Origin of the sequence: Prauserella oleivorans (assembly GCF_042685745.1) — a bacterium.
Lineage (GTDB): Bacteria > Actinomycetota > Actinomycetes > Mycobacteriales > Pseudonocardiaceae > Prauserella_A > Prauserella_A oleivorans.
The window spans coordinates 3,153,540-3,174,029 of record NZ_JBHUNT010000001.1 but is presented as its reverse complement, the minus strand read 5'-3'; the positions used below and the strand labels follow the sequence as shown (position 1 = coordinate 3,174,029).

The window sequence follows — 20,490 nt, the reverse complement described above, 5'->3', positions numbered from 1 at the left end:
GGGACACATGACCGCACCGCATCGCCGCATCAGCCGCCGTGGCTTCTTGATCCTGGGAGCGGGCGTGACGACCGCCGCCGGCCTGGCCGCCTGCACATCCAGAAACGCCAGTCCGCCCGCACCCACCAGGATCGGGCCGAAGGCACCGTCGATCGCGGCCGCGGAACGGAACCGCCGCGCCACGAGCCGCCGGTCGACGTCCGTGTCGCTCGAAGCCGGGGTAACTGACATCGATCTCGGCGGCATCCAGGTAAAGACCTGGACCTACGGCGGCGAGCTGCCCGGCAAGGAGATCCGTGTCAGGCGTGGCGATGTCTTGAACGCACAACTGTCGAACAAGCTGCCCCAGCCGACAACCATTCATTGGCACGGCCTCGCGTTGCGCAACGACATGGACGGCGTGCCCGTGCTCACCCAGTCCGAGATCAAGCCCGGGACTTCATTCACCTACGACTTCGCGGTGCCGGACGCCGGCACCTACTGGTTCCACCCCCACGTCGGCACGCAGCTTGACCGCGGCCTGTACGCCCCGCTCATCGTCGAGGACCCGGCCGACGGCGCCGACTACGACACCGAACTGGTCATTGTGCTCGACGACTGGCTGGACGGCATCGACGGCCGCGATCCGGACACGGTGCTGGCCGAGTTAAAGAAGAACGGCATGGTGATGGGCGAGCCCGGCGACTCCTCCATGCCCGGCATGGACCACGGCGACATGCCGGGTATGGGCGGGATGCCGCAGTCCAAGCTGCTCGGCGGCGACGCCGGCGACGTCACCTACCAGTACGTCCTCGCCAACGGCCGCATCTCCACCGCCCCGCGCGTCTTCCGGGCCAGGCCGGGTCAGCGGATCCGGCTGCGCCTGATCAACGCCGCGGCCGACACCGCATTTCGGGTTGGCGTTCCCGGCGTCCCCATGACTGTCACACACACCGACGGCTTCCCGGTCGTGTCTCAACAGGCCGACGTCGCACTCCTCGGCATGGGCGAAAGGCTCGACGCGATCATTACCGTTCCGAACTCCACCGTCCCCGTCCTGGCCTTGGCCGAAGGGCGTGACCTCTACGCGCAGGTCCTGATCCAGAGCGGTCGCCCCGGCGATCCGGCGGCCGGCGACGCCGCCGCTTCGCAGCTCTCTACGCTGCCTGTGCTCACGGTGAACGATCTCAAAGCCACCGACCAGGTCACACTCCGCGACAACGCACCGGACGTCACCCACACCCTCGTACTCGAAGGCCCCGGCGCCAAATACGACTGGACGATCAACGGCAACGCCTACGACCCGGCCGACGGCCTACCGATTCAATCTGGCCAGCGAGTACGCCTGCGGTTCGAGAACAAGTCGGAGATGTTCCACCCCATGCACCTGCACGGCCACACCTTCCAGGTACTCGGGAAGGACGGGCGCGGTGCCCGCAAGGACACGGCGATCGTCATGCCCGGCACTGCGCTCGATGTCGACTTCAACGCCGACAACCCCGGCCAGTGGCTGACCCACTGCCACAACATCTATCACGGCGAGGCCGGGATGATGACCGTCGTGTCCTATGTCGAGTAGCGAGCAGCCTCGGGCTACGACGGGGTCAGCGCGGCCAGCGCCGGCGTCCTCCGACGCTACCCCGGTAGCTTGTCGATCTTGGCTAGCGAGACCTTGAAGCCGCAGCTCTTGATGGCCTCGGCATGCATTTTCAGGGCTGCCCGCGAAAAGAAGTACATGATGTCCTTGAGATCGCCGGGTTTGCTCGTGGCGATGGCGAAGACCACCGTCCACTGTGAGGCTTCGCCGAACGTGGCAGTTGGATCGAGCTGACGAAGCCTGTCCATCAGTTTGTCGCGGTAGGTCTGGTTGGTCATGAGCATGCGGGCAGAAACGGATCCTTGCTGGAAGAGGTGGCTCATCTTGTCCGAGCCGTCCATGCGCTTGACGCAGATCAATTGCTTGTCCTTCGTGAGCAGGTCGCAAATTTCGACCCGCTCGCCAGCACGGCCTCGGTAGAGATCGCGGTCCAGCAAGACATACCGGCGTTCCCGCGCGACCCACCGATTGTAGCGCTCCTCCCCGTAGCGGCCCTCGACGTGTGCCTTGAGGTAGGAGTCGTCCCAGGCCGGCAGGCGCTGATCCTCCGGCCAGAGATCCACAAAGTCACGCAAGTAACGATCGACGAGCTCGACGTACTCCTGGTCGATCCGAAACCATGCCCCGGCCGTCAAAGTGTAGTGGCGAGTCTCGTCACCGACCTGATACGGAACACTGACCACGGCATATGACCGGAGCGGCTTACGGTCACCCACCACATGTTCGGAGCGGTCGAAAGGCTCCACTTTGACCGATGTCAGCGGCTTGTTCCATCCTTTGACTTGCTCAATGGCGTCGTAGACGTCCTCGGTGCGCAGCTCGGTCAACCAGGCTTGCTCTCGGCGCCGTGACAGCCGGTAGGCGTCGGCCAGCAGGTCGAACTCATCAGGCATCGCGAAACCGACATCGCGATCGCGCCAGCACACCGCCTCGCCGGCCAGCCGATCCAGGTGCTCGATGAGTGCTTTGTCGGTTTCGCGCCGGAAGTAATCCAGAAACGGAAAGTGCTCGCGATAACCGGTGGACTGGTAAAGGTCGAGAACCTGGCGCAGCTTCGGCCCGAGCTTGGTGAGGTCGAAGTCGTCGATGCTCAGCTGGAGTGAGTCGGCGCCCCGCGCGCTCTTGGCGAATCCGGTGAGTTTGACATCCCCGCCGAACTTGCGGATCCACTCCTCGTCGGTGAGCAAGCCGAGCGCGAACACCTCGTTGGGTACCGGTAGACGACTGGTGGCGTTACGGCGCCCCTTGCCCAACCCACGAGCGTCCGCCATCGTGATCTTGTCCGGATCGACGCAGTTCGCGGCTACCCGCAGGCCGAAGTCGAGCTCGACCGTCCCCAGATCGAGGGCGTGGAAGCCGGTACCGAACGTGATCGCGAAAACGCGTTCGTGGACGTGCACCAGTAGCACAGCCCCCGAACTCTTGCTCGAGATCCGGATCTCGGACTCAGCTTCCACATCGGCGAAGATCGGGCGGACATAGTTCACCCAGCGCGCCTCGCGCTCCGGTGGCGTCCGGACGAACAACCGCCACGCCAAATCGGCTGTCTCCGGCGGCTGGAGCGGTACCTCCCGGAACAGGTCGCGCCGACGCAACACCGTCTTGTCCAGTGCCACACCCTCGCGCAGCAGGTACAGGGTGATTCTCATGCACGCCGTCACCTCACGGCTACCACTGTGGCCAGAAGGTGCCCGGGTCTCGACGCCCCTCGCCGCTGACCACCTATTCAGCCGCCACGATTCCGCTCAGACAGCCGAACGATTGGTCACCGATTGTTATCGACGTGCAGTCAATTCGCTGGGCGTAGCCCGGCGATGGTCACCGTAACGAGCCGGCGGACCGCCGACTCGGAGTGCAGGCTCCTGGCCGCGCCGAGAGCGTGCAGGCAGTACGTGGCGAGTTCGTCGGGCGCAACGTCGTCCCGCAGGTCACCTGTCTCTGCGACTTGGGTCAGCAACTCCTTGAACAAGTCATGAACATGCTGCTCCGCCTGGGCAACGTGAGCGCCCTTGTGCAGCACCGCCGCGAGTTCGAGACCCGCGTGGTCGTGGGAGAAGCGATCGTGGGAGATGCGCGCATAGGCCTCCAGCACGGCTTGCAGCCGCTCACCAGGAGGACCGTCCTGGTCTCGGAGTTCGGCCAACTGCTGGAGGTGGCCCGCGATTTGCCGCTCATGCCAGGCGAGCAGGATGGCTTCGACGTCCGGGAAGTACTTGTACAGCGTCGCCCGCCCGATGCCGGTTTTCTCGGCAATCTGCGACATCGTCACCGACAGCAGCCCGTGCTCGCTCACCAGTTCTGCGGTGGTGTCCAGGATCGCCTCGCGCACCGCGTGGCGGTGCGTCTCGATCGTCTCATTCCAGAGCCTCGGCACCCTCACAGTATACGCGACGACGCTCTGGTGACACCGTGTTCGCCATCGACACAGTGTCTCGATAAACTGGCGCAACCCGATCCGCTAAGGAGGCCTCCATGGCGAGCGTGCCGCCTGATCCCGCCACCGGCGATGACACCGACGTCGGATCCGACCGTCCCTCGACCTCTGGTACGCCGCCCAGAGTGCCGCGCTGGGTGAAGGTGTCCGCGATCGTTGTCGGCATCCTGGTCCTGCTGGTCGTCATCGTGAAGTTCGCCGGTCTCGGTGGCGATCACGGCCCAGGTCGCCACCTCGGCGCAGGCGACAAACCGCCAGCCAGCGTCACCGCGGTGCAGATGCCATCCGGTGGCCACGGATGACGATGTCGCCCCGCCTGCGCAAGTTCGTGCTCACCACGCATATCACCACGTCAGTCGGCTGGCTCGGCGCAGTTGCGCCTTACCTTGCTCTCGACATCACCGCCACGGTCGGCCAAGACTTGCAGACGGTGCGCGCCGCATATCTCGCCATGGGCGTGATGGTCACCTACGTCATCGTCCCGCTGGCCCTCGCTTCGGTGCTCGTCGGGATCGTCAACGCACTCGGCACCCCATGGGGTCTGTTCCGGCACTACTGGGTCCTGGTCAAACTCCTGCTCACCGTCTTTGCCGCGACAATCTTGCTGATAGAGACCTCCACCGTGAGATCCCTTGCGCAGGCCGCGGCGTCCGAGGCCGATCCGCGCGAGCTGCCCGGGACGCTGCTGCATTCGATCGGCGGCTCGGTGGTGCTGCTCCTCGTCCTGATCCTCTCGGTGTACAAGCCGCGGGGCCTGACCCGGTACGGGTGGCGTCGGCAGCAGGAGCAGCGGCGTCAGCAGCGCGGGGCGCCGGTGCGATAGCTGCGCCCGAGCGGCTCGTCTCCAGCATGCCGGTGGGTTCGCTGATGATCACGAAACCTCTCCCGCTGCCGGCCGGGGGTCGTCGGCAACCACGGCGGGCTCGTGCACTTGTACCGCAGCCGGGCCAAGCACACCGAAGCACGCCAACGGCATGACACGGCGATGAGCGAGGACAGGAAGTCAACCGGGCGACGGTGCGCGCGCGTGGCGGGCCTACGGACCGTCCAAGCCCTGGAAGCGACCCTCGTGATCATGGCACCCCGCGTCGCGGACCGTTGGCCCACAGTGAGCTCAGCGTTCACAAGACCCGCGAAGCGAACCGGTACCGTGCCACACATGGGTGAAGCGCTAACACGCTGGACGATCCACGGCGAACGACTGGTCGATGACACGCGGAAACTTCATTTGTCGATCGCCTCCGTCGAGCTGCCGGATGGGGTGCATTTCGAGCAGTACGTCCTGCGTATGCCCAAGGCGGCCATGATGGTCGTGCTCGATGACGCCGGCGAGAACGTGCTCATGATGTGGCGTCACCGCTGGATTCTCGACCGGTGGGTGTGGGAACTGCCAGGCGGCTACGTTGACCCCAACGAGGAACCCGCCGCGACGGCCGCGCGGGAAGTCGAGGAGGAGACCGGCTGGCGGCCACGCGACGTGCGCCCGCTCGTGTCCACTCAACCCATGGTGGGCTCCGCCGACGCCGAGAACCTGTTGTTCGTCTCGCTCGGGGCCGAGTACGTCGGCGACCCCACCGATATCAACGAGGCCGAGAAGATCGACTGGATTTCCCTGGCCTCCGTGCGGGACCGCATGGCGGCCGGTGAGATCGTGGGTGCGTCGTCGCAGGTCGGCCTCATGCACGTGCTGGCGTTCCCGCCGAGGTGAGCGCGCTACATCCGCGGCGTGGCCACCCCAACGTCGTGCATCTGTTGGTACAGGTCACGCACGTCGCCGGTGTTGAACGGCGCGAGCCGTCGCGCGAGATCTGAGAGATACGCGGTGGCGCGGACGGAGCGAACCTGGTGGATCATCGCCACGGCACGTCCACCTTCGACGCAGGCTTCCTCGACACGGCGCTGGTCGGCCAGCGTTGACGCCAGTAGCGCCGTGTTGAACAGTCGGCCGCGTTCGTAGCCGTCGGTCATTTCCAGTGATCGCCGCGCGTATGTCTCCGCCGCGGTGGGCACGCCGAGATCGCGGTACACGTGCGCGGTTTTCGCGGCCATGTACGCACTGTCGAAGTAGGCCAGCCACTTCGGTGTCTCACCGCGTGTCCGCTCGAACGCCCGCTCGCCCTGCCGCAATGCGTTGAGGCAGTCGGTTTTCTCGTCCTTCATGGCGTGGCCATGTGCCTCCAGAATGTTGATCTCGGCGGTAAGCACCGGCAGGTTGATCCCTGCGGCGGCTTGACCGGCGGCCAGGGCGAGATCAACGGCCGTCTCCGCATCGTCGAAAAACGCGGCCTGGTGCGACATCCCCGCGAACATCTCGGCACCGAGCGCGGCATCCCCGGCTCGCTGGCACAACTTCCACGCCTCGCGCAAGTGCTGACGTCCGGTTCCGGGTTGTCCGATGTCGTAGGCCATCCACCCGGCCACGTGCTGCATCTCGGCGGCGGCGGCCAGCAGTCTCGGGTCCGCCCGCGTGGTCAGCAACGGCTTAACCACACGATCGAAGTACGCGGCCAGTGTGCTGCGGCTATGGCTACCCCCGAAACGGTTGTCCGAGGCGCGGAAGGCGGCCGTCATGTGACGGACTTCGGCGATGGTGTCGGGCGCTTCGCTGGCGGCGCGACCCACAAAAGGCGCGCCCAGCGCTGCCGCGCCGATAGCGCGGAGGAACTGTCGTCGGTGCACGTCGTCCTCTCCACTTGCCGGGGCTGTCGCGGCGAGCGTAGGTGCCGTAGCGGCTGGTTCGCTTGCGTTGTCCGCATATGGCGCAAGGTCGAACCACAGCAGGCGTCGAGGGACGCCGAGAATGCGCGCCCACTGTTCGAGCTTGTCCAATCGGACCGTGGGCCGGCTCGCGCGTTCATGCCGGGAGAGGTTGGTCTGGTCGATTCCTAGCCATTCGGCTAACTGCAACTGCGTGATCTTGGGCGTCTGGAGTGTGCGGTAGGCGCGCAGCAACCGGCCGATGTGCCGGTCGCGCGCGGCCTGCGCGATCTCCGGATGGTCCCAAAACTCCTCCGGCAGGTCCGGCAGGTCCGGCGGGCCGAAGGGGTCGTGCTGCTGCATGTCGTGGGGTCTCCCGCTCACGGTTGAGCGAAAGTCTACGCGAACGGGAAAGGCATCACGACCTGCAAATATGCGTTCACCACATATGCACATAGAGGCATATGCGCTGCCCGTCTTGGCTCATGCTCGTGTGCGGCCGAGACTTACCGGCACCAGCACAAAACAGTGAGCGAGGTGAGGCACGCGAGCTACCACCACCCCGGCTTGCCCCCTGCCTAACCCCGAGCTGGCGCTGCCCTCTACGACCGCCGCCCCCGCAAGCGGCGCGTCCCGCCAGCGGCAGGGGGCGCATCGGGCGGGCCGCGCACCAACCCCCTGTCCCGTTGCGCTGCCCGCCCAATCGCTCCAGCAGCGGCGCGCCCGACGGCATGTCGGGCGCGTCGCGTTCCACCCGCCCAGATAACACGCGCAGCACCAGGGGAACCCATGACAGCGACGCCCGCCGCGTTGACCGACGTGATCTCACGAGAGGACCAACCACACCTTGTGGCGATGTTCGCCAGCATCGGCGCCGGCTACCGGTTCATCTACGTCTGCCACGACGGCGCACCACTCGACGTGCTTGACGTCGCCGCCGCGCTCACCACCGACACCGACGACATCGCCATGATCTACGCGTTACGGCCACGTCGCGCGGTCGTGGACACCTACCGCACCTACGACCGGCGGACCGCCGTCGGCGAGCGCTACCGCGCCGACGAGTACCAACAGCGCGGCGCGCACCCACTGTGGGTCCGCCGCGGCAGTGTCGCCACCGTGGTGGCCGAGCTGCTGAGCCTGCCCGACGACGATCAGCGTGGTTCACCCCGCCGGGCACGCGCGCGAGGTGAACTGTGGCTGCCGGGTCAATCCTTGTCGTGACCGACGAGCCCCGCCACGACGCCGAGCTGGACGTCGCCGCCACGTGGCCGGGCTTGTGGTCTGGGCACCTCGTGCACCGGGTCACGGCGGACAACACGCACCGGCTCCACGGCGCTGGGCGCACCTTCGGACTCGCCGACTGCGGCGCCGCGTGCGTGCCCGCCGCGCCCACACCGGCGGCGACACGCTGCCCGGCGTGCTGGCCCTGGCCCGGCGAACCCACACGCGACACCCCGCCGCCGGTACCCGAGCAGCGACGGGAGTCCACCCGACCAGCCCTACCGAAACGGATACCGCGACGCGTGCCGCCGCCACGCACGTCCCGCAGCAACCCGGCAAGCGGATGGTTCACTCCTCCCGGCCGGGCCACGTCCGCCGACCGGCGAGGCGCCATCACGAGGGAAGGAACACCCACATGACACTAACGGGTGACATGCCGGCTCCGATCGCCATGCGCGAGTATCCGCCGCTGACGTTCCTGTGGTTGGAGATCACCGGCCGCTGCCAGCTCGAATGCACCCACTGCTACGCGGGCAGCTCCCCGTCGGGCACCCACGGCACCATGACGGCCGAGGACTGGCGGAACGTGCTCGATCAAGCCGCCGAGCTGGGCGTGACCTCCGTGCAGTTCATCGGCGGCGAGCCCACATTGCACCCGGCGCTGCACGAGCTGGTGCACCACGCGCTTGCCCGGGACCTGCGGGTCGAGGTGTTCACCAACCTCGTGCACGTCACCGACGACCTGTGGCACGTGTTCTCCTGCCCCGGCGTCAGCCTCGCGACCTCCTACTACTCCGACGACCCCGGCGAGCACGCAACGATCACCGGCCGTCCCTCGCACGCGCGTACGCGTGCCAACATCGCGAAGGCGCTGGACCGTGGCATCCCGCTACGCGCCGGACTGATCGATCTCGCCGACGATCAGCGCGTGGACCAGGCGGAAGCCGAGCTGGTGGACCTTGGTGTGCCGGAGATCGGGCGCGATCGGGTCCGGCACGTGGGGCGCGGCGGCCACGGGCAGCCGGGCACGGTCGATCAACTGTGCGGACAGTGCGGTCACGGCTCGGCTGCCGTGGCAGCGGACGGCACCGTGTGGCCGTGCGTGTTCTCGCGCTGGCTTCCGATCGGCAACGTGCGCGAGACCGGTCTCGCCGCCGCGCTGACCAGCGAGGAAGCGACGCGCGTCGGCGAGGAGCTGCGCGCCGCGTTCGCCGAACGGCTGGCGACGATGTGCGTGCCGAACGTGTGCGACCCTCAGTGTGGACCCTCGTGCAGCCCGGCGTGCCGACCGGCAGGCAACTGCCGACCGGTCGGGGCCTGCGCACCGGACTACGGCTGACCAGCAAACAAAGGAGAAAGAGGCGGATGCTCGTCCGACGCGCGTTCATCCCCGAGGGGCTGCGACCCGCCGCGTGCGCGTCGTGGCCCTACACGGTGCCGTGCGTGGCCGAACTAGCCCACAATGGGCTCGAGTTCACCGCGCCCGTGACGATGCTGGTCGGCGAGAACGGCTCTGGGAAATCGACGCTGGTGGAAGCCATCGCGGAGGCGTTCAAGCTCGACGCCCACGGCGGGCGCGCCGGTCGCAAGTACGGCAACGACCGGCCGCGCACGCCCCTCGGCGAGGTCTTGCAGCTCGAAACCACACCCGATGGTGCCCGGATGCGGTCAGGCCCACGGACCAAGCGGAAGGGGTTCTTTCTGCGTGCCGAAACCGCGTTTGGGCTCATGAATACCGTATCCGGGATGAAGGGTTATTGGGAGGCCGACACCAGCGAGATGAGCCACGGCGAGGGTTTCCTGACCGTGTTCGCCGAAATGTTCCAAGGCGGCGGCCTGTATCTCATGGACGAGCCCGAGGCGGCGCTGTCGTTCACGTCGTGTCTCCAGCTCGTGGCGCTCATGCACGACCTCGGGCACTCGGGCGCGCAGGTCATTTGCGCCACCCATTCACCGCTGCTGGCCGCGACGCCCGGTGCCGACATCATCGAGATCGGCGACCACGGGACGCGGCGTGCGAAGTGGGACGACCTGGACCTGACCGCGCAGTGGCGGCGTTTCCTCGCCGAGCCCGCGTTCTACCTGCGGCATGTCACCTCATGACCGCCGATGTCGAGCGCTCCGACGAGGTGTTTCGCGCGTGGATGCGTAACAACCTCGACCGCGCCGCCGCCCATTTCGGGCTGGCCATCGTCGGGCAACCGACGTTCGGGTGGCGTTTGCGGTCCATCGGGGTCGCCGCGCGTGGCACTGGCGGTCCTTGCTGGTTGCGGGTGGGTTCGGAGCAAGCCCGGTGGCTGGGTGACGGCGGCGAGTTCTGGACCGGCAGCCTCGACGCCAACATCATCGACGGGGTACCGAAGCCGCGCGTGCTCGACACCACCGACTGGGAGGTACCTGACCAGCACCGACGCGTCCGCGCAGACGTCATGACCGTCCTACCTGGGCGTCCGTGCTCGCCCACTGACGTGCTCCACGCCCCGCTGGACCTCCCAGAGGTCTGGTGGGAGTCCCTGCGCGCCGCGCTTGACCGTCTGCGTCAGGTACCAACCTCGCGTTACGCGGCGCGCGGCACCGACACGCGACGCGTGCGCGACACCCTCGGCGTGGACTTGCGCATTGGCCGGTGGGAAACGATCCACAGCGACCTGCATTGGAACAACCTACTGGAACCCCAGCTCGGCATCCTCGATTGGGAGTTCTGGGGGCGTGGTCCAGTAGGCACCGACGCGGCCTCGCTGTACTGCTACAGCCTGCTGGTCCCAGGGGTGGCGCGTCGCGTCTGGCAGACCTTCGGCGCGGTGCTCGACACCGACGATGGCAGGCGGGCGCTGTTGTGGGTCGCGGCGCGGCTGCTGCACCGGGCCACGAAATTCGGCGACTATCCGGCGCTGATCACGCCACTGCGCGAGCTGATCGCGCCCCTGCTGACCTCAGGAGGTGCGTGAGCCGCCGCCGGAGACGATCACTGTGCCCTTGGACCGAACCGTTGGCCGCCTTCTGCGCGGCGCCGGTGATCCGGGCGTCGTCGCCGGCCGCGACCGTGCCAGCCGCCGTGCCGTACGCCACCAACAATTGCCGGTCGGCGGCATCAACGCGGTGTTCGTGGATCGCGGGCTCGCTCCGCAGGTCGAGCCCGGACCACACGGTGCGCGGACCGAGCGCGAGGCTCGGGCCGGAGACTTTTACAGCGGGCTTAAGACTTCAGGGCGTTCGCCAAGGCGTCGACTTCGCCGGTCATCCACGAAATGTAGTCGGTGACCCCGGTCGGCAGCGTCTCGGTCACGTCAACCACGGGCAGGCCCACCTTCTTGGCGTCATCCACCACCTGGCTGGTCACCGGGGTAACCGTCTGCACATTGTTCACCACGGCCGTGACCTGCTCGCCCGAGATCAGGTCCTTCACCTCGGCCAGGGCGGCCGGCGGCACGTCGGTCTCCTCCTCGATCGCCTCGGAGAATTCGGACGGCGTCGCGTCGGCGACCTTCGCGGTCTTGAGCAGGTAGTGTGCGATCGGCTCGGTGGCGATTACCTTGAGACCGGAGCGGGCGGTGCCGATCTGCGCGGCCTTGCTCTCCAGCTTGTCCACTTTGGCCTTGAACGTGTTCGCGTTGGCAGTGAAGGTCTGCGCGGCGCCAGGCTTTAGCTGACCGAGCTGGGCGGCGATCTCGTCGGCCACCTTCTCGACGACGGCGAAACTGTACCAGACGTGCTCGTTTTCGTCCCCGGTCGCACCGATGTCGTAGGCGACAAGCTTGCGCGCGTTGGGCGCCTGGTCGGCCAGCTTGCCGAAGAAGTCGTCGTAGCCACCGCCGTTGGCAAGAGTGAGCTGGGCCGCCTCCGCGGCAAGGGCATCAGCCGGAGTGGTCTCGTAGGAGTGCGGGTCGGCCACCGGGTCCTTGATGATCGACGTCACGGATACCTGGTCGCCGCCGACTGCGGCCAGCACGCTGCCCCAGACGATCGTGGACGCGACGACATTGATCTTTGCGTCGGTGCCGCCCGCGGCACCACCACTTGTGTCACGCCCAGCGTCACCACTGCCACAACCGGTCAGGCCGAGGACGAGCGCCGTCGCGGCGGGCAAGGCGAACAGGCGCGGCATGCGGCTAGAAGTCATCGCTTGTGCTCCCGAAGGGTAGAGGCACGGTCAGCCGTTAATGGAAACCGTTTTCAAGAACACCGTACCCCAATGGATCACCATCTGTGCGTCGGCGCGGTGAAGTGAACTCATGCCCTGCTTTCCAATGACAGGAACTCAGCGCGCAGTCGTGCGCTGGTTTCGAATCATGACGACGAGACCAGCCACCCAGAGAACGACCACCGGCACGAGCAACCAGGGCAGGTTCATGACTGCCATCGCCACACCTGTAGCGGCGCCTAGGCCGACCGGGACGATGACGACCGGGCCTTCTCGGTTGATCATCGCGCCGACCAAGGTGATCCACAGCGCGAGAGTTGGCAGATACAGAATGCCCTGCGGGATGTACAACGTCGGCGCTCCAGTGGTTTCACGTCATCGCGAGTCTACGTACTAAGCAGACTAGTATTCCGGTGGTACAGTCGGTCGCGGCAGGTGCACCAGATCAGGCACATCAGGTATTCGTCGATTTCTGACAAGGTCCGGCGTACACAGGTCCCGGAGCCCTCGGCCTACGTGGAATGACGGGTGAGTCCAGCACGGCCAATGACCGCGGCGGCGACCAGCAAGACGGCACCGGCCGCATAGACGGCCACGATGCCCGCTGCATCCGCCAGCCAGCCGCCAAGAGCCAGGGAGGCCAGGCGTCCGAGTTGCCAGATCAGGTCGAAGGCGGCGAAGACCCGCCCACGTACCGCGGGCGGGTCTCCGCCTGCAACAGGGAGTTGAAGGTGACCGCGCCGGTGGAGGTCCCCACGCCGTACCCGACCAGACTGCCCAACGCGACGGCCGGGACTCGCACGGCGGCGAGCACCGCATCGACGGCGGCTCGCGGCAGGTAGGGGCCGACGACCCAGGCGGGGCGGCGCGGATCGGACACCAGGCGGGTCAGCAGCAGCGGGCCGGCAGCGGCGCCCATCCCGATGCAGGCCAGCGCGATGCCGTACCCAGACGGTCCCAGCTGCAGCCGCTCGCGGACAAGCACGACCAGCAGAGCGCTGGTCGCCCCTGCCGACAGCGCGGCCAGCCCCTGCCCCGCAGCCAGAGCCCGCAGCACCCGGTGACCGGCCAGCACGCGGACTCCCTCGCGGGCCTCGTGCCACCAGCCGGCGCGAGCCGTCCTGTCCGCCGGGCGCGGCAAGCGTAGGCGGACGAGGACGGCGGCAGAGGCGGCGAAGCTCGCGGCGTTGATCCAGAACGCCGGGCCGTAGCCGACGACCGTCACCACCGCACCGGCTGCTGGGGCGAGCACGATCTGCGAGACGACGACGGCGGCGGTCCAGATCCCGGAGTTCGCCGCGATGAGCTCCTTCTCCTCCACCTGGGCAGGCAAAACCGCGCCGGCGGCAGGGTTGAAGAACGCCGACGCCGCCGACATCGCGAACGCCACACCGTAGATTCCCGGGACGGAGCCGGATATCAGTGGCAACAGGGCTGCCAGCAACATTCGAGCCAGGTCCGCGGCCACCATGACGCGCACCGGCGAGAGGCGATCGACCAGCACCCCGGCGAACGGGCCCAGCGCCAGCACCGGCACGATCTCGGCGGCCACCACCCCGGCCACCCCCAGCCCCGAGCCGGTGCGCTCCAGCACCAGCAGGCTCAGTGCCACGGTGGCGAAGGCGTCGCCCCACGCAGACGCGGTGCGTGCCACCCACAGCCTGCGGAAGTGGGGCCGGGAGAACACCTGGCGAAACCCCTCGCTGCGGCTCACCCGATCAGCGCCTCCGTCCCTTCTCACCGCGTATCCTGGAGACGCTAGAACGTTCCCCCAGGGTGAAGGTCAAAGCCGAAGGCAGCGGGATGGCCGGGACGATGACCGTGGGACAGGCCGCGCAGGCGGCCGGGCTTACCCGCAAGGCGGTGCGGCTCTACGAGCACCGCGGCTTGCTGCCGCCCGCCCTCCGCACCCCTGCGGGCTACCGCCTGTACAACCAGGAAGACGTAGATACCCTCACCTTCATCCGCCGCGCCCGAGCCCTGGATCTGGCGCTGGACGACATCCGCGCCATCCTCGCCCTGCGCCGCGTCGGCGCAACCCCGTGCACACAGGTACGAGGCATGCTCGATGCCCGCATCGCCGAGATCGACAAGGCCGTCACCGAACTGCTGGCCTTGCGCGAGTCTCGCCGCGACGCGACAAGCCGCGACAACGGCTGATGCCTCACCCGAGCAGGACGTCCGGGTCTGCCCGATCATCGACGCCTGACGGTGAAGGACCGCCATGCAGTTGCGTGGCTACCTGCACAGCAGGTCTCACTCATCTGGCCGTGTTTCCTGCGCGCCGTCGCTGGAGTGTGCCTCCAGCAACCCGTCGACCGCCGCGAACACCCCCGAGACGTCCAGGCCTGCATAATCCAGCAGGCCGCAACCTTGCTCCACCAGCTCCCGGCCAAGGTCAACCAGCCACGCCCGGGCTTCGGTGTCATCGGCACTGGCATCTATCCGGTCGATCAAGCTGTTGGTCTGCTTCTGGATGGCGTCGGACAGCCGCATCTGTCGGCTGACGAGGCCGGGTTCACTCTGGCCGTACAACGGGCTTGGGGTCACGGTGCTGGCCGAACATGCGTGCACGGCCACGGCACCTCACATGATTCGCAGTGCTGGCCGCCGTGCTCGACGCACGGCGCGTGGCTAGGTAAGCCGTAAGCCTTCGAGATGGCGGCTTCAACGTCAGTGCAGTCGACGTCGCCCTCTTCTGCCACGGCGAAACCTACTTCCAGCAGGTGGAGGCCGATGGCTCGCAAGGCCGCGGTTCCATCCTCATGGCCAGCCAGTTGCCGCTGGTAGCACGGCTCCGTTTCGCTGTTAACGGCTCGGTTGATCCGCCACAACGCGGCGTCGAGATGAATGTGGGCAGGCTGACGCAGCGCCCGAATCGTCGCCACACCTGTCAGGTCTTCCTCGGTGTTGTCGGCTGGAGAATGCACAACCTCCGGGTAACTGGCGGCCGCAATGAGCACCGAGGCATGTAAGGCGTCGTCCTCGTTGATGAGTACGGCCTGAATTATGTCGAGCTGCTCCCGGCTCAGCGGCGTGTACAAGTCCGAGTGCTCGGGCGGCGGCGTGTAATCCACGCCGGGTTTGGACGTGCTCATGACCGCCTACCCTTGGTTTCGTACCCCAAACGCTGCATCTCCTGCTCCAGCGCGAACATGTGGGCCTGAGCTACTCGCTGGGCGACCCGCACGGATCGCTGCACGCTTTCGAGTCGAGACCTCAGCTCGTGCTTGTCATCCGCTGCCAGCTCGATGACCTCCGGGCCGTTGAAATCGAGGATCGCCCGCGCCTGGGACATAGCCAGCTCGCAGGCCTTGCTAGCCGACTCCAACCGTTTGAGCACCCAACTCGTCCGCGTGCGCTCGCCTCGAAACTCCCTGACGGACGGGATTCTGGAATTAGTCCCGACATCTGGCTTCTTGCCGTTGCGCTGCTGCTTCATCTACTCGACTTTCTAGCCTGGGCTGGACATTCGGCATACGACCGCATGCCTGCGGCGGGACGGTTTGGCGGATCAGGCCTGCGTCCAGTTGCGGATGACCAGCGCTGGCGGATCCGTGGCAGTGTTACGTAGGTCGGTATAGCTCGATGTGTCCGGCTCAACTGCCGCGCACATGGCGCCGACGTCTAACCAGAATTCCGACATGGCTTGCGCGGCTTTGACGTCAGCCGGGCCGATCTCCTGCTTCACGCCGTCAGCGCCAGCCAACAGCCAGGGGTGCTTCCGTTCCGGCGTCGCCTGGAGTATCCAGGCGCTACCATGCAAGGTCAGTCGGTACTGCGTGCGATCCAACGCCGTCCAGCTGAGCGCGGGACGCGCAAGAAGCCTGGTGGGGTGAGCGTTCACGCCACGGGAGCGTAAGCGGCTGACGTGGGCCTTTCCAGAAGATTTCCCGGTCTTTCCTGCGCGGCTGGCAACAGCGGCGTCAGCGGAAACTACGAGCCATCTTCTGGCACTTCTGGCGCCACGTCGTCGATGACGCGCGTGATGATCGCCCGCGCTGCCCGGCCGTAGCTGGCGACGGCGGCAAGTTGCTCAAAGGCTTTGCCGTACAGCTCGATCTCCTGCGGTTGGGCCAGATTCAGCTCGGCCGAGAAAGTTTCGACCAACACCCGGTCGTTATCGTAGAGCCAGAAGCCGTGCCACGGCGACCGCACGTACTGCGTCTCGAACCCGATGATGCCGAGCTTGACGTTGGGCAGCGAGGCAAAGGAGACCAGCCGGTCAAGCTGCCCCAACATGATGTCGGGTGCGCACAGGCGGAGCCGCAAGGCCGCCTCAGTCAGCACAAAGTGGAAACGCTTGTCGGGGCGGTACAGAATCTCCTGCCGCCGGATGCGCCCCTGTACGGCTTCGTGGACATCGTTAGGCACGTCGAGCGACCGGGCGCCCTCCATGAACCGCGCCTGGGCATAGCCTGCTGTTTGCAGCAGCCCGGGGATGACCGTGGCCTCAAACACCCGGAAGAAGCGCGTCTTCTGGTCGAGCTCGGCCAGTTGGTTCTGCCGTGGCCGCAGGCCGGTACGGAGCACACGCTGCCACTCGGCGTGCTGCACTTCCAAGGTGTGCAGCGACGCCAGCAGTGCGTCGGTTTGGTCTGAGCCGGTGACGCGTGTCCAGCCGCGGATGTCATCGTCACTCGGCGTTTGCCGGCCGTTCTCGAGCTTGGACACCTTCGACGGTGGCCAGCCCAACGCCTCCGCGAGTTGCTGGCCGGTCAGTCCGGCCGCGGCGCGCAGTTCGCGGAGTCGGCTGCCGAGGGCGGTGCGCGCCTCGTGGATGTTACCGACGCCCGAGGTGGTGTTCCGTGGCAAAGTCGTCCCGTCGTACTGCGCCGTGCCATGCAGCGTCACGCCAGTAGTTGTGCTGCACGATCTCGGCCGCGTCCTCGATGATCTCTGCGCCAAGGAAGCGGTCGCCGTCGTCGAAGTGCATCCGCGCCAAGGTGCGGGAGTCGAACAACCAGTAGTCGTGATCTGGCAAGCCTGCGGCCTGAGCGCGGTCGCGGGTGAGGTAGCGAATGTCCTCACCAGCTCCATTGGTGAACTGCGCGCACCACACGCCGAAGCGACTGTAGTCGGTGAGCGGCATGCTGACGACCCGCACGCGGGCAAAGCGCCGACCAGCGGCGGTGGCATCGCGGATCATGGCTAACCAGTCCTGCATCCAGGGCAGGTCATCCGGCTCCGCAGCGAGGAACTTGCGCAGCGACTCGTTCTCGTACGGTGCGTCGTACCGGTCACGAACCTCCAAGCGGAACGCGGTGTGCTCGAAGGTCTGGAAGAGTTCGGCGAACTCCGGCCCGGGCTCGATGAAGTGGCTCAGCGGTCTCCCTCCCGGTGGTCGCGCTCGTAGAACTTGAGAACGTCCTCCGGTATCTCAATGATCGCCTCACCCTCTGGGATGGGACCGACGTCGGCTAAGACCTCCGAGTCGGACACCACCCAGCCCTGAGCGATATAGGTCTTACGGTCGGTGCGGTCGGTGGCGAACAGCGTAGGAGAGTTGCCGATCTGCGATTGCGGATCTTTGCCGAGGAATCTGGCGCGCATTGGGCCTCCTTTCGAGAAAATACGCGAATACTCCCTCATATGGTCATGCCTAGGGCGTACGCGGTCAAGCGCGCGTTGGAGAGTCACCGCTGTCGTGCTCCTGACAGGCCCAAGCCGTCACGTTTCGCAACCGTCCACGTACAATTCGAAAGGCTGGAGCTGGCGGCAACAACGACGCCGACTCCTCGTTGCTGAGGAGCTCGAAGAGCACGATGCGGTGCTGCGGACGCGGCTTCTGGACGGGTACGACGCGCTGACGATCGGGCGGCGGGAAGGTTCCCTCCTGCTCGACCGGCTCACCAGATAAGACTGGACGGCAACGATACCTGCGCATCTGTTCATACGAACCGGCAGCGTGCATCATCGTGCGCATGGGAGACGTCATCGCGCCAGCCGTTCCTGCCCTGGCCCGCCGCTGGGACCGCGGTGACTGGGTCTCGGCTGCCGGGATGGCCGCCTTCGTCCTGTTCCTCCATGTCGTGGGCTGGGGTCTGTTGGTGCTGGTCGTCGCGCCCCACAACTACAACCTCGGCATCGCTGGATCATTCGGTATCGGCCTCGGCGTGACGGCATATCTGCTCGGAGTGCGCCATGCGTTCGACGCCGACCACATCGCGGCGATCGACAACACGACCCGCAAGCTCGTCGGGGAGGGAACGCGCGCCCGCTCGGTGGGGTTCTGGTTCTCCCTCGGCCATTCGACCATTGTGTTCGGGTTGTGCGTGCTCGTGGCCCTGGGCATGCGCAGCCTCACCAGCCAGGTCGGCAACGACGCGTCACAACTCCAGCAGGTCGCCGGGCTGATCGGCACCCTCGTCTCGGGAACCTTCCTCATCTTCATCGGGCTGCTCAACCTGGGCGCGTTGATCGGAATCACCCGGATATTCCGGCGCATGCGCACGGGGGAGCTCGACGAGGACGAGCTGGAACGGCGGCTGGACGAGCGCGGTTTCCTGGCCCGCATTCTCGGCCGCGTCATGCGGGTGGTCCGCAAACCCTGGCACATGTACCCAGTCGGACTGTTGTTCGGGCTTGGCTTCGACACCGCGACCGAGGTCTCATTGCTCGTGCTCGCAGCCGGCGCCGCCGCGTTCACCCTGCCCTGGTACGCCATCCTTACGCTGCCGGTGCTGTTCGCCGCCGGCATGAGCCTGTTCGACGCCGCCGACGGCGTGTTCATGTCCGCCGCTTACCGGTGGGCGTTCCTCCGGCCGATCCGTAAGGTCTTCTACAACCTCACGGTGACGGCCCTCTCCGTCGGTGTCGCTCTCGTGATCGGCTTGATCGAGTTGTTGGGACTGCTCGCGACCAAGCTCGACATCACGTCGGGCCCGCTCGCCTGGATCGCCGGGATCGGCCTCGACAGCGTCGGCTACATCGTCGTGGCGGTCTTCGTGGTCACCTGGCTCATCGCCCTGGCCGTGTGGCGATTCGCACGCATCGAACAGCGCTGGGCCGCCCCGACGAACACCGGGCTCGAATCGCCTTAAATCTCGAGTCGTCGATGAGCTCGGGAGTCCCGGGCGGGACGGCCGGTACCTGCGGCCGGACGGTTGCCACCCACCTACTACTACATCTAGTATTCGGGTGAACACGGCGCGGCAGCCGAGCCTCCGGGCGGAGCGCTCCGACCGTACGGTCGCCGCGGGCAGCTTGCATATGCCGGGTACGCCACCCGCGAACGGTACGGGAGGGTCGATGCGTGCGCGGCATGTCGTGCTGCTGCTTGGCCTGCTCGGCGCCGTCGTGATGGTGGTCCCGGTCGTCTTCGTCGCGATGGTCACCGCGGCGCGATCGGCCGGCGAACAACCCGCTCCCGCGCGAGCGGGAGTGGCGACGGCCAAACTGCCGCCACTGGCGCAGAGCATGCTACCGCTGGTGGCCACGCGGATCAGCGAGACATGTCCTGAATTGAGCGTGCTCAGAGTCCTGGCCGAAGTTCAGGCCGAGTCTGGCTGGGACCCGCGGGCGTGGAGCGAGGACGTCAACGGCGGCGCGGCAGGACTGCTGCAGATCAATCAGGCCAACTGGATTGCCCTGGGCGGCCGGCCGTGGACCAGTACACCACCCCCTCCCACCGCCGATATCAGCGACCCCAGCACACACTTGACACTCGGCATCGACTTCCTGTGCGGCAACCTGCGGGCGATCACGCCGCACCTCAAGGAGACGGGCAAGTCCGTCGCCCCGATGGACGCCGTGAGCGTCTGCCACATCGCCGGGTGCAGCCGGGTCACCGGCAGCCGCACCGGGATTCCCCAAGCCGGCGAAGCCGGCTGTGACGCGCGATGCGCGTCGCTTGTCCGCCGGTATCTCGACAACATTCGCCGCTACGAACGCGACTGGTCGGCGACACCAGGCGAAACCGGCCCGCCGGGGATGCTGCCCCCGGGCATCGACGTCGGCCAGCTCGCGTCCGCGAACGCATACACCGGCGGGCCAACGGGATGCACGGTTCCGGATCCGACAACGGCAGGCTGTGTCACGGCCGCGACCGCCAACGGGATCAGCGAGGTGCAACGGGCTTTCGGCTCGGAGGTTCGTTCGGCCGGATGTTTCGCGCCGCGCCCGTGGAATCCGACCAGCGACCACCCCCAAGGCAAGGGCTGCGACATCTTTCCGGATCGGGCGGGCATCTTCCCGGCCGGCGAACCGTTGAGAGCCGGCTGGCGGATGGCGGCCTGGCTCCGCGTCAATGCGGAAGCCCTGCGCGTGAAGTACGTGATCTGGCAGGGGCGATACTGGGATCCGAGCACCGGCGACCAGGGCGGGTGGGGTGAGCCCTACACCGGCGGTGGTGTCTACGACGTGGCCGACCCGACCGGCGGCCACTATGACCATATTCACGTCAGTTTCAGGGAATAG

24 protein-coding genes are annotated in these 20,490 nt (G+C 66.8%); 11 read left to right on the top strand and 13 right to left on the bottom strand.

The genetic code is table 11. The annotated features are described in order from the left end of the window. Nucleotides 1-7: 7 nt before the first annotated feature. Complete coding sequence (locus ACFSZT_RS15470; RefSeq protein ID WP_377390187.1) at nt 8-1,558, top strand: multicopper oxidase family protein; 1,551 nt, start codon at nt 8-10, stop codon at nt 1,556-1,558. 56 nt (nt 1,559-1,614) lie between these two features. On the opposite strand, the gene ACFSZT_RS15465 is transcribed toward ACFSZT_RS15470, so the two are convergent. Together ACFSZT_RS15465 and ACFSZT_RS15460 are read right to left on the bottom strand one after the other, a co-directional pair. Beyond that, on the bottom strand, nt 1,615-3,225 hold the full coding sequence (locus ACFSZT_RS15465) for a DUF6119 family protein (RefSeq protein WP_377390189.1): 1,611 nt from the start codon (nt 3,223-3,225) through the stop codon (nt 1,615-1,617). Nucleotides 3,226-3,365: 140 nt separating this feature from the next. Beyond that, entirely contained in the window at nt 3,366-3,950 is a 585-nt protein-coding gene (locus ACFSZT_RS15460; RefSeq protein WP_377390191.1) for a TetR/AcrR family transcriptional regulator, read from the bottom strand. Nucleotides 3,951-4,048: 98 nt separating this feature from the next. On the opposite strand from ACFSZT_RS15460, the gene ACFSZT_RS15455 reads away from it, so the two are divergent. From ACFSZT_RS15455 to ACFSZT_RS15445, 3 genes are all read left to right on the top strand, one after another. Next, complete coding sequence (locus ACFSZT_RS15455; RefSeq protein WP_377390193.1) at nt 4,049-4,312, top strand: hypothetical protein; 264 nt, start codon at nt 4,049-4,051, stop codon at nt 4,310-4,312. Next, entirely contained in the window at nt 4,309-4,833 is a 525-nt protein-coding gene (locus tag ACFSZT_RS15450) for a DUF2269 domain-containing protein (RefSeq protein ID WP_377390195.1), read from the top strand. Before ACFSZT_RS15455 ends, ACFSZT_RS15450 begins: the two co-directional genes overlap by 4 nt. A gap of 336 nt (nt 4,834-5,169) precedes the next feature. Continuing rightward, nucleotides 5,170-5,718 carry an NUDIX domain-containing protein gene (locus tag ACFSZT_RS15445; protein ID WP_377390197.1) on the top strand — a complete coding sequence of 183 codons (549 nt, stop codon included), beginning with the start codon at nt 5,170-5,172 and terminating at the stop codon, nt 5,716-5,718. Between the two features lie 5 nt (nt 5,719-5,723). On the opposite strand, the gene ACFSZT_RS15440 is transcribed toward ACFSZT_RS15445, so the two are convergent. Continuing rightward, the gene (locus ACFSZT_RS15440; protein WP_377390199.1) at nt 5,724-7,070 is read right to left on the bottom strand and encodes a helix-turn-helix domain-containing protein; all 1,347 of its coding nucleotides are present in this window, start codon (nt 7,068-7,070) and stop codon (nt 5,724-5,726) included. 426 nt (nt 7,071-7,496) lie between these two features. Here ACFSZT_RS15440 and ACFSZT_RS15435 point away from each other — a divergent pair, with 426 nt between their 5' ends. The 4 genes from ACFSZT_RS15435 (at nt 7,497) to ACFSZT_RS15420 (ending at nt 10,879) form a co-directional block, all read left to right on the top strand. Then, nucleotides 7,497-7,931, top strand: coding sequence for a hypothetical protein (locus ACFSZT_RS15435; RefSeq protein WP_377390201.1), 435 nt, complete (start codon nt 7,497-7,499; stop codon nt 7,929-7,931). Nucleotides 7,932-8,346: 415 nt separating this feature from the next. Beyond that, on the top strand, nt 8,347-9,270 hold the full coding sequence (locus tag ACFSZT_RS15430) for a radical SAM protein (RefSeq protein ID WP_377390203.1): 924 nt from the start codon (nt 8,347-8,349) through the stop codon (nt 9,268-9,270). Nucleotides 9,271-9,296: 26 nt separating this feature from the next. Then, nucleotides 9,297-10,034, top strand: a complete 738-nt coding sequence (locus ACFSZT_RS15425; RefSeq protein ID WP_377390205.1) for an AAA family ATPase — start codon at nt 9,297-9,299, stop codon at nt 10,032-10,034. Further along, the gene (locus ACFSZT_RS15420) at nt 10,031-10,879 is read left to right on the top strand and encodes an aminoglycoside phosphotransferase (RefSeq protein WP_377390207.1); all 849 of its coding nucleotides are present in this window, start codon (nt 10,031-10,033) and stop codon (nt 10,877-10,879) included. The genes ACFSZT_RS15425 and ACFSZT_RS15420 overlap by 4 nt, the downstream gene beginning before the upstream one ends. Before the next feature lie 248 nt (nt 10,880-11,127). On the opposite strand, the gene ACFSZT_RS15415 is transcribed toward ACFSZT_RS15420, so the two are convergent. From ACFSZT_RS15415 to ACFSZT_RS15405, 3 genes are all read right to left on the bottom strand, one after another. After that, nucleotides 11,128-12,051, bottom strand: coding sequence for a metal ABC transporter solute-binding protein, Zn/Mn family (locus tag ACFSZT_RS15415; RefSeq protein ID WP_377390209.1), 924 nt, complete (start codon nt 12,049-12,051; stop codon nt 11,128-11,130). Between the two features lie 138 nt (nt 12,052-12,189). After that, nucleotides 12,190-12,423 carry a hypothetical protein gene (locus tag ACFSZT_RS15410; protein ID WP_377390211.1) on the bottom strand — a complete coding sequence of 78 codons (234 nt, stop codon included), beginning with the start codon at nt 12,421-12,423 and terminating at the stop codon, nt 12,190-12,192. Nucleotides 12,424-12,733: 310 nt separating this feature from the next. Beyond that, complete coding sequence (locus tag ACFSZT_RS15405; RefSeq protein WP_377390213.1) at nt 12,734-13,786, bottom strand: MFS transporter; 1,053 nt, start codon at nt 13,784-13,786, stop codon at nt 12,734-12,736. Nucleotides 13,787-13,848: 62 nt separating this feature from the next. On the opposite strand from ACFSZT_RS15405, the gene ACFSZT_RS15400 reads away from it, so the two are divergent. Beyond that, the gene (locus tag ACFSZT_RS15400; RefSeq protein ID WP_377390215.1) at nt 13,849-14,232 is read left to right on the top strand and encodes a MerR family transcriptional regulator; all 384 of its coding nucleotides are present in this window, start codon (nt 13,849-13,851) and stop codon (nt 14,230-14,232) included. A gap of 96 nt (nt 14,233-14,328) precedes the next feature. On the opposite strand, the gene ACFSZT_RS15395 is transcribed toward ACFSZT_RS15400, so the two are convergent. The 7 genes from ACFSZT_RS15395 to ACFSZT_RS15365 form a co-directional block, all read right to left on the bottom strand. Beyond that, nucleotides 14,329-14,652: a hypothetical protein gene (locus tag ACFSZT_RS15395; RefSeq protein ID WP_377390217.1), complete on the bottom strand. Its 324-nt coding sequence runs from the start codon at nt 14,650-14,652 to the stop codon at nt 14,329-14,331. Then, nucleotides 14,619-15,170 (bottom strand): hypothetical protein, encoded by a 552-nt coding sequence (locus ACFSZT_RS15390; RefSeq protein WP_377390219.1) that lies wholly within the window; start codon nt 15,168-15,170, stop codon nt 14,619-14,621. Before ACFSZT_RS15390 ends, ACFSZT_RS15395 begins: the two co-directional genes overlap by 34 nt. Further along, the gene (locus ACFSZT_RS15385) at nt 15,167-15,514 is read right to left on the bottom strand and encodes a hypothetical protein (protein ID WP_377390221.1); all 348 of its coding nucleotides are present in this window, start codon (nt 15,512-15,514) and stop codon (nt 15,167-15,169) included. Before ACFSZT_RS15385 ends, ACFSZT_RS15390 begins: the two co-directional genes overlap by 4 nt. A gap of 72 nt (nt 15,515-15,586) precedes the next feature. Further along, nucleotides 15,587-15,919 (bottom strand): hypothetical protein, encoded by a 333-nt coding sequence (locus ACFSZT_RS15380; RefSeq protein ID WP_377390223.1) that lies wholly within the window; start codon nt 15,917-15,919, stop codon nt 15,587-15,589. An 89-nt stretch (nt 15,920-16,008) separates the two neighbouring features. Next, nucleotides 16,009-16,926: a helix-turn-helix domain-containing protein gene (locus ACFSZT_RS15375; protein WP_377390225.1), complete on the bottom strand. Its 918-nt coding sequence runs from the start codon at nt 16,924-16,926 to the stop codon at nt 16,009-16,011. Next, nucleotides 16,856-17,326, bottom strand: coding sequence for a DUF6879 family protein (locus tag ACFSZT_RS15370; protein WP_377390227.1), 471 nt, complete (start codon nt 17,324-17,326; stop codon nt 16,856-16,858). The genes ACFSZT_RS15375 and ACFSZT_RS15370 overlap by 71 nt, the downstream gene beginning before the upstream one ends. A 68-nt stretch (nt 17,327-17,394) precedes the next feature. Beyond that, nucleotides 17,395-17,625: a hypothetical protein gene (locus ACFSZT_RS15365; protein WP_377390229.1), complete on the bottom strand. Its 231-nt coding sequence runs from the start codon at nt 17,623-17,625 to the stop codon at nt 17,395-17,397. Nucleotides 17,626-17,996: 371 nt separating this feature from the next. Between ACFSZT_RS15365 and ACFSZT_RS15360 the strand changes: the two genes are divergently transcribed. Both ACFSZT_RS15360 and ACFSZT_RS15355 read left to right on the top strand, forming a co-directional pair. Beyond that, nucleotides 17,997-19,115: a HoxN/HupN/NixA family nickel/cobalt transporter gene (locus ACFSZT_RS15360; protein ID WP_377390231.1), complete on the top strand. Its 1,119-nt coding sequence runs from the start codon at nt 17,997-17,999 to the stop codon at nt 19,113-19,115. A gap of 208 nt (nt 19,116-19,323) precedes the next feature. Then, the gene (locus ACFSZT_RS15355) at nt 19,324-20,490 is read left to right on the top strand and encodes a transglycosylase SLT domain-containing protein (protein WP_377390232.1); all 1,167 of its coding nucleotides are present in this window, start codon (nt 19,324-19,326) and stop codon (nt 20,488-20,490) included.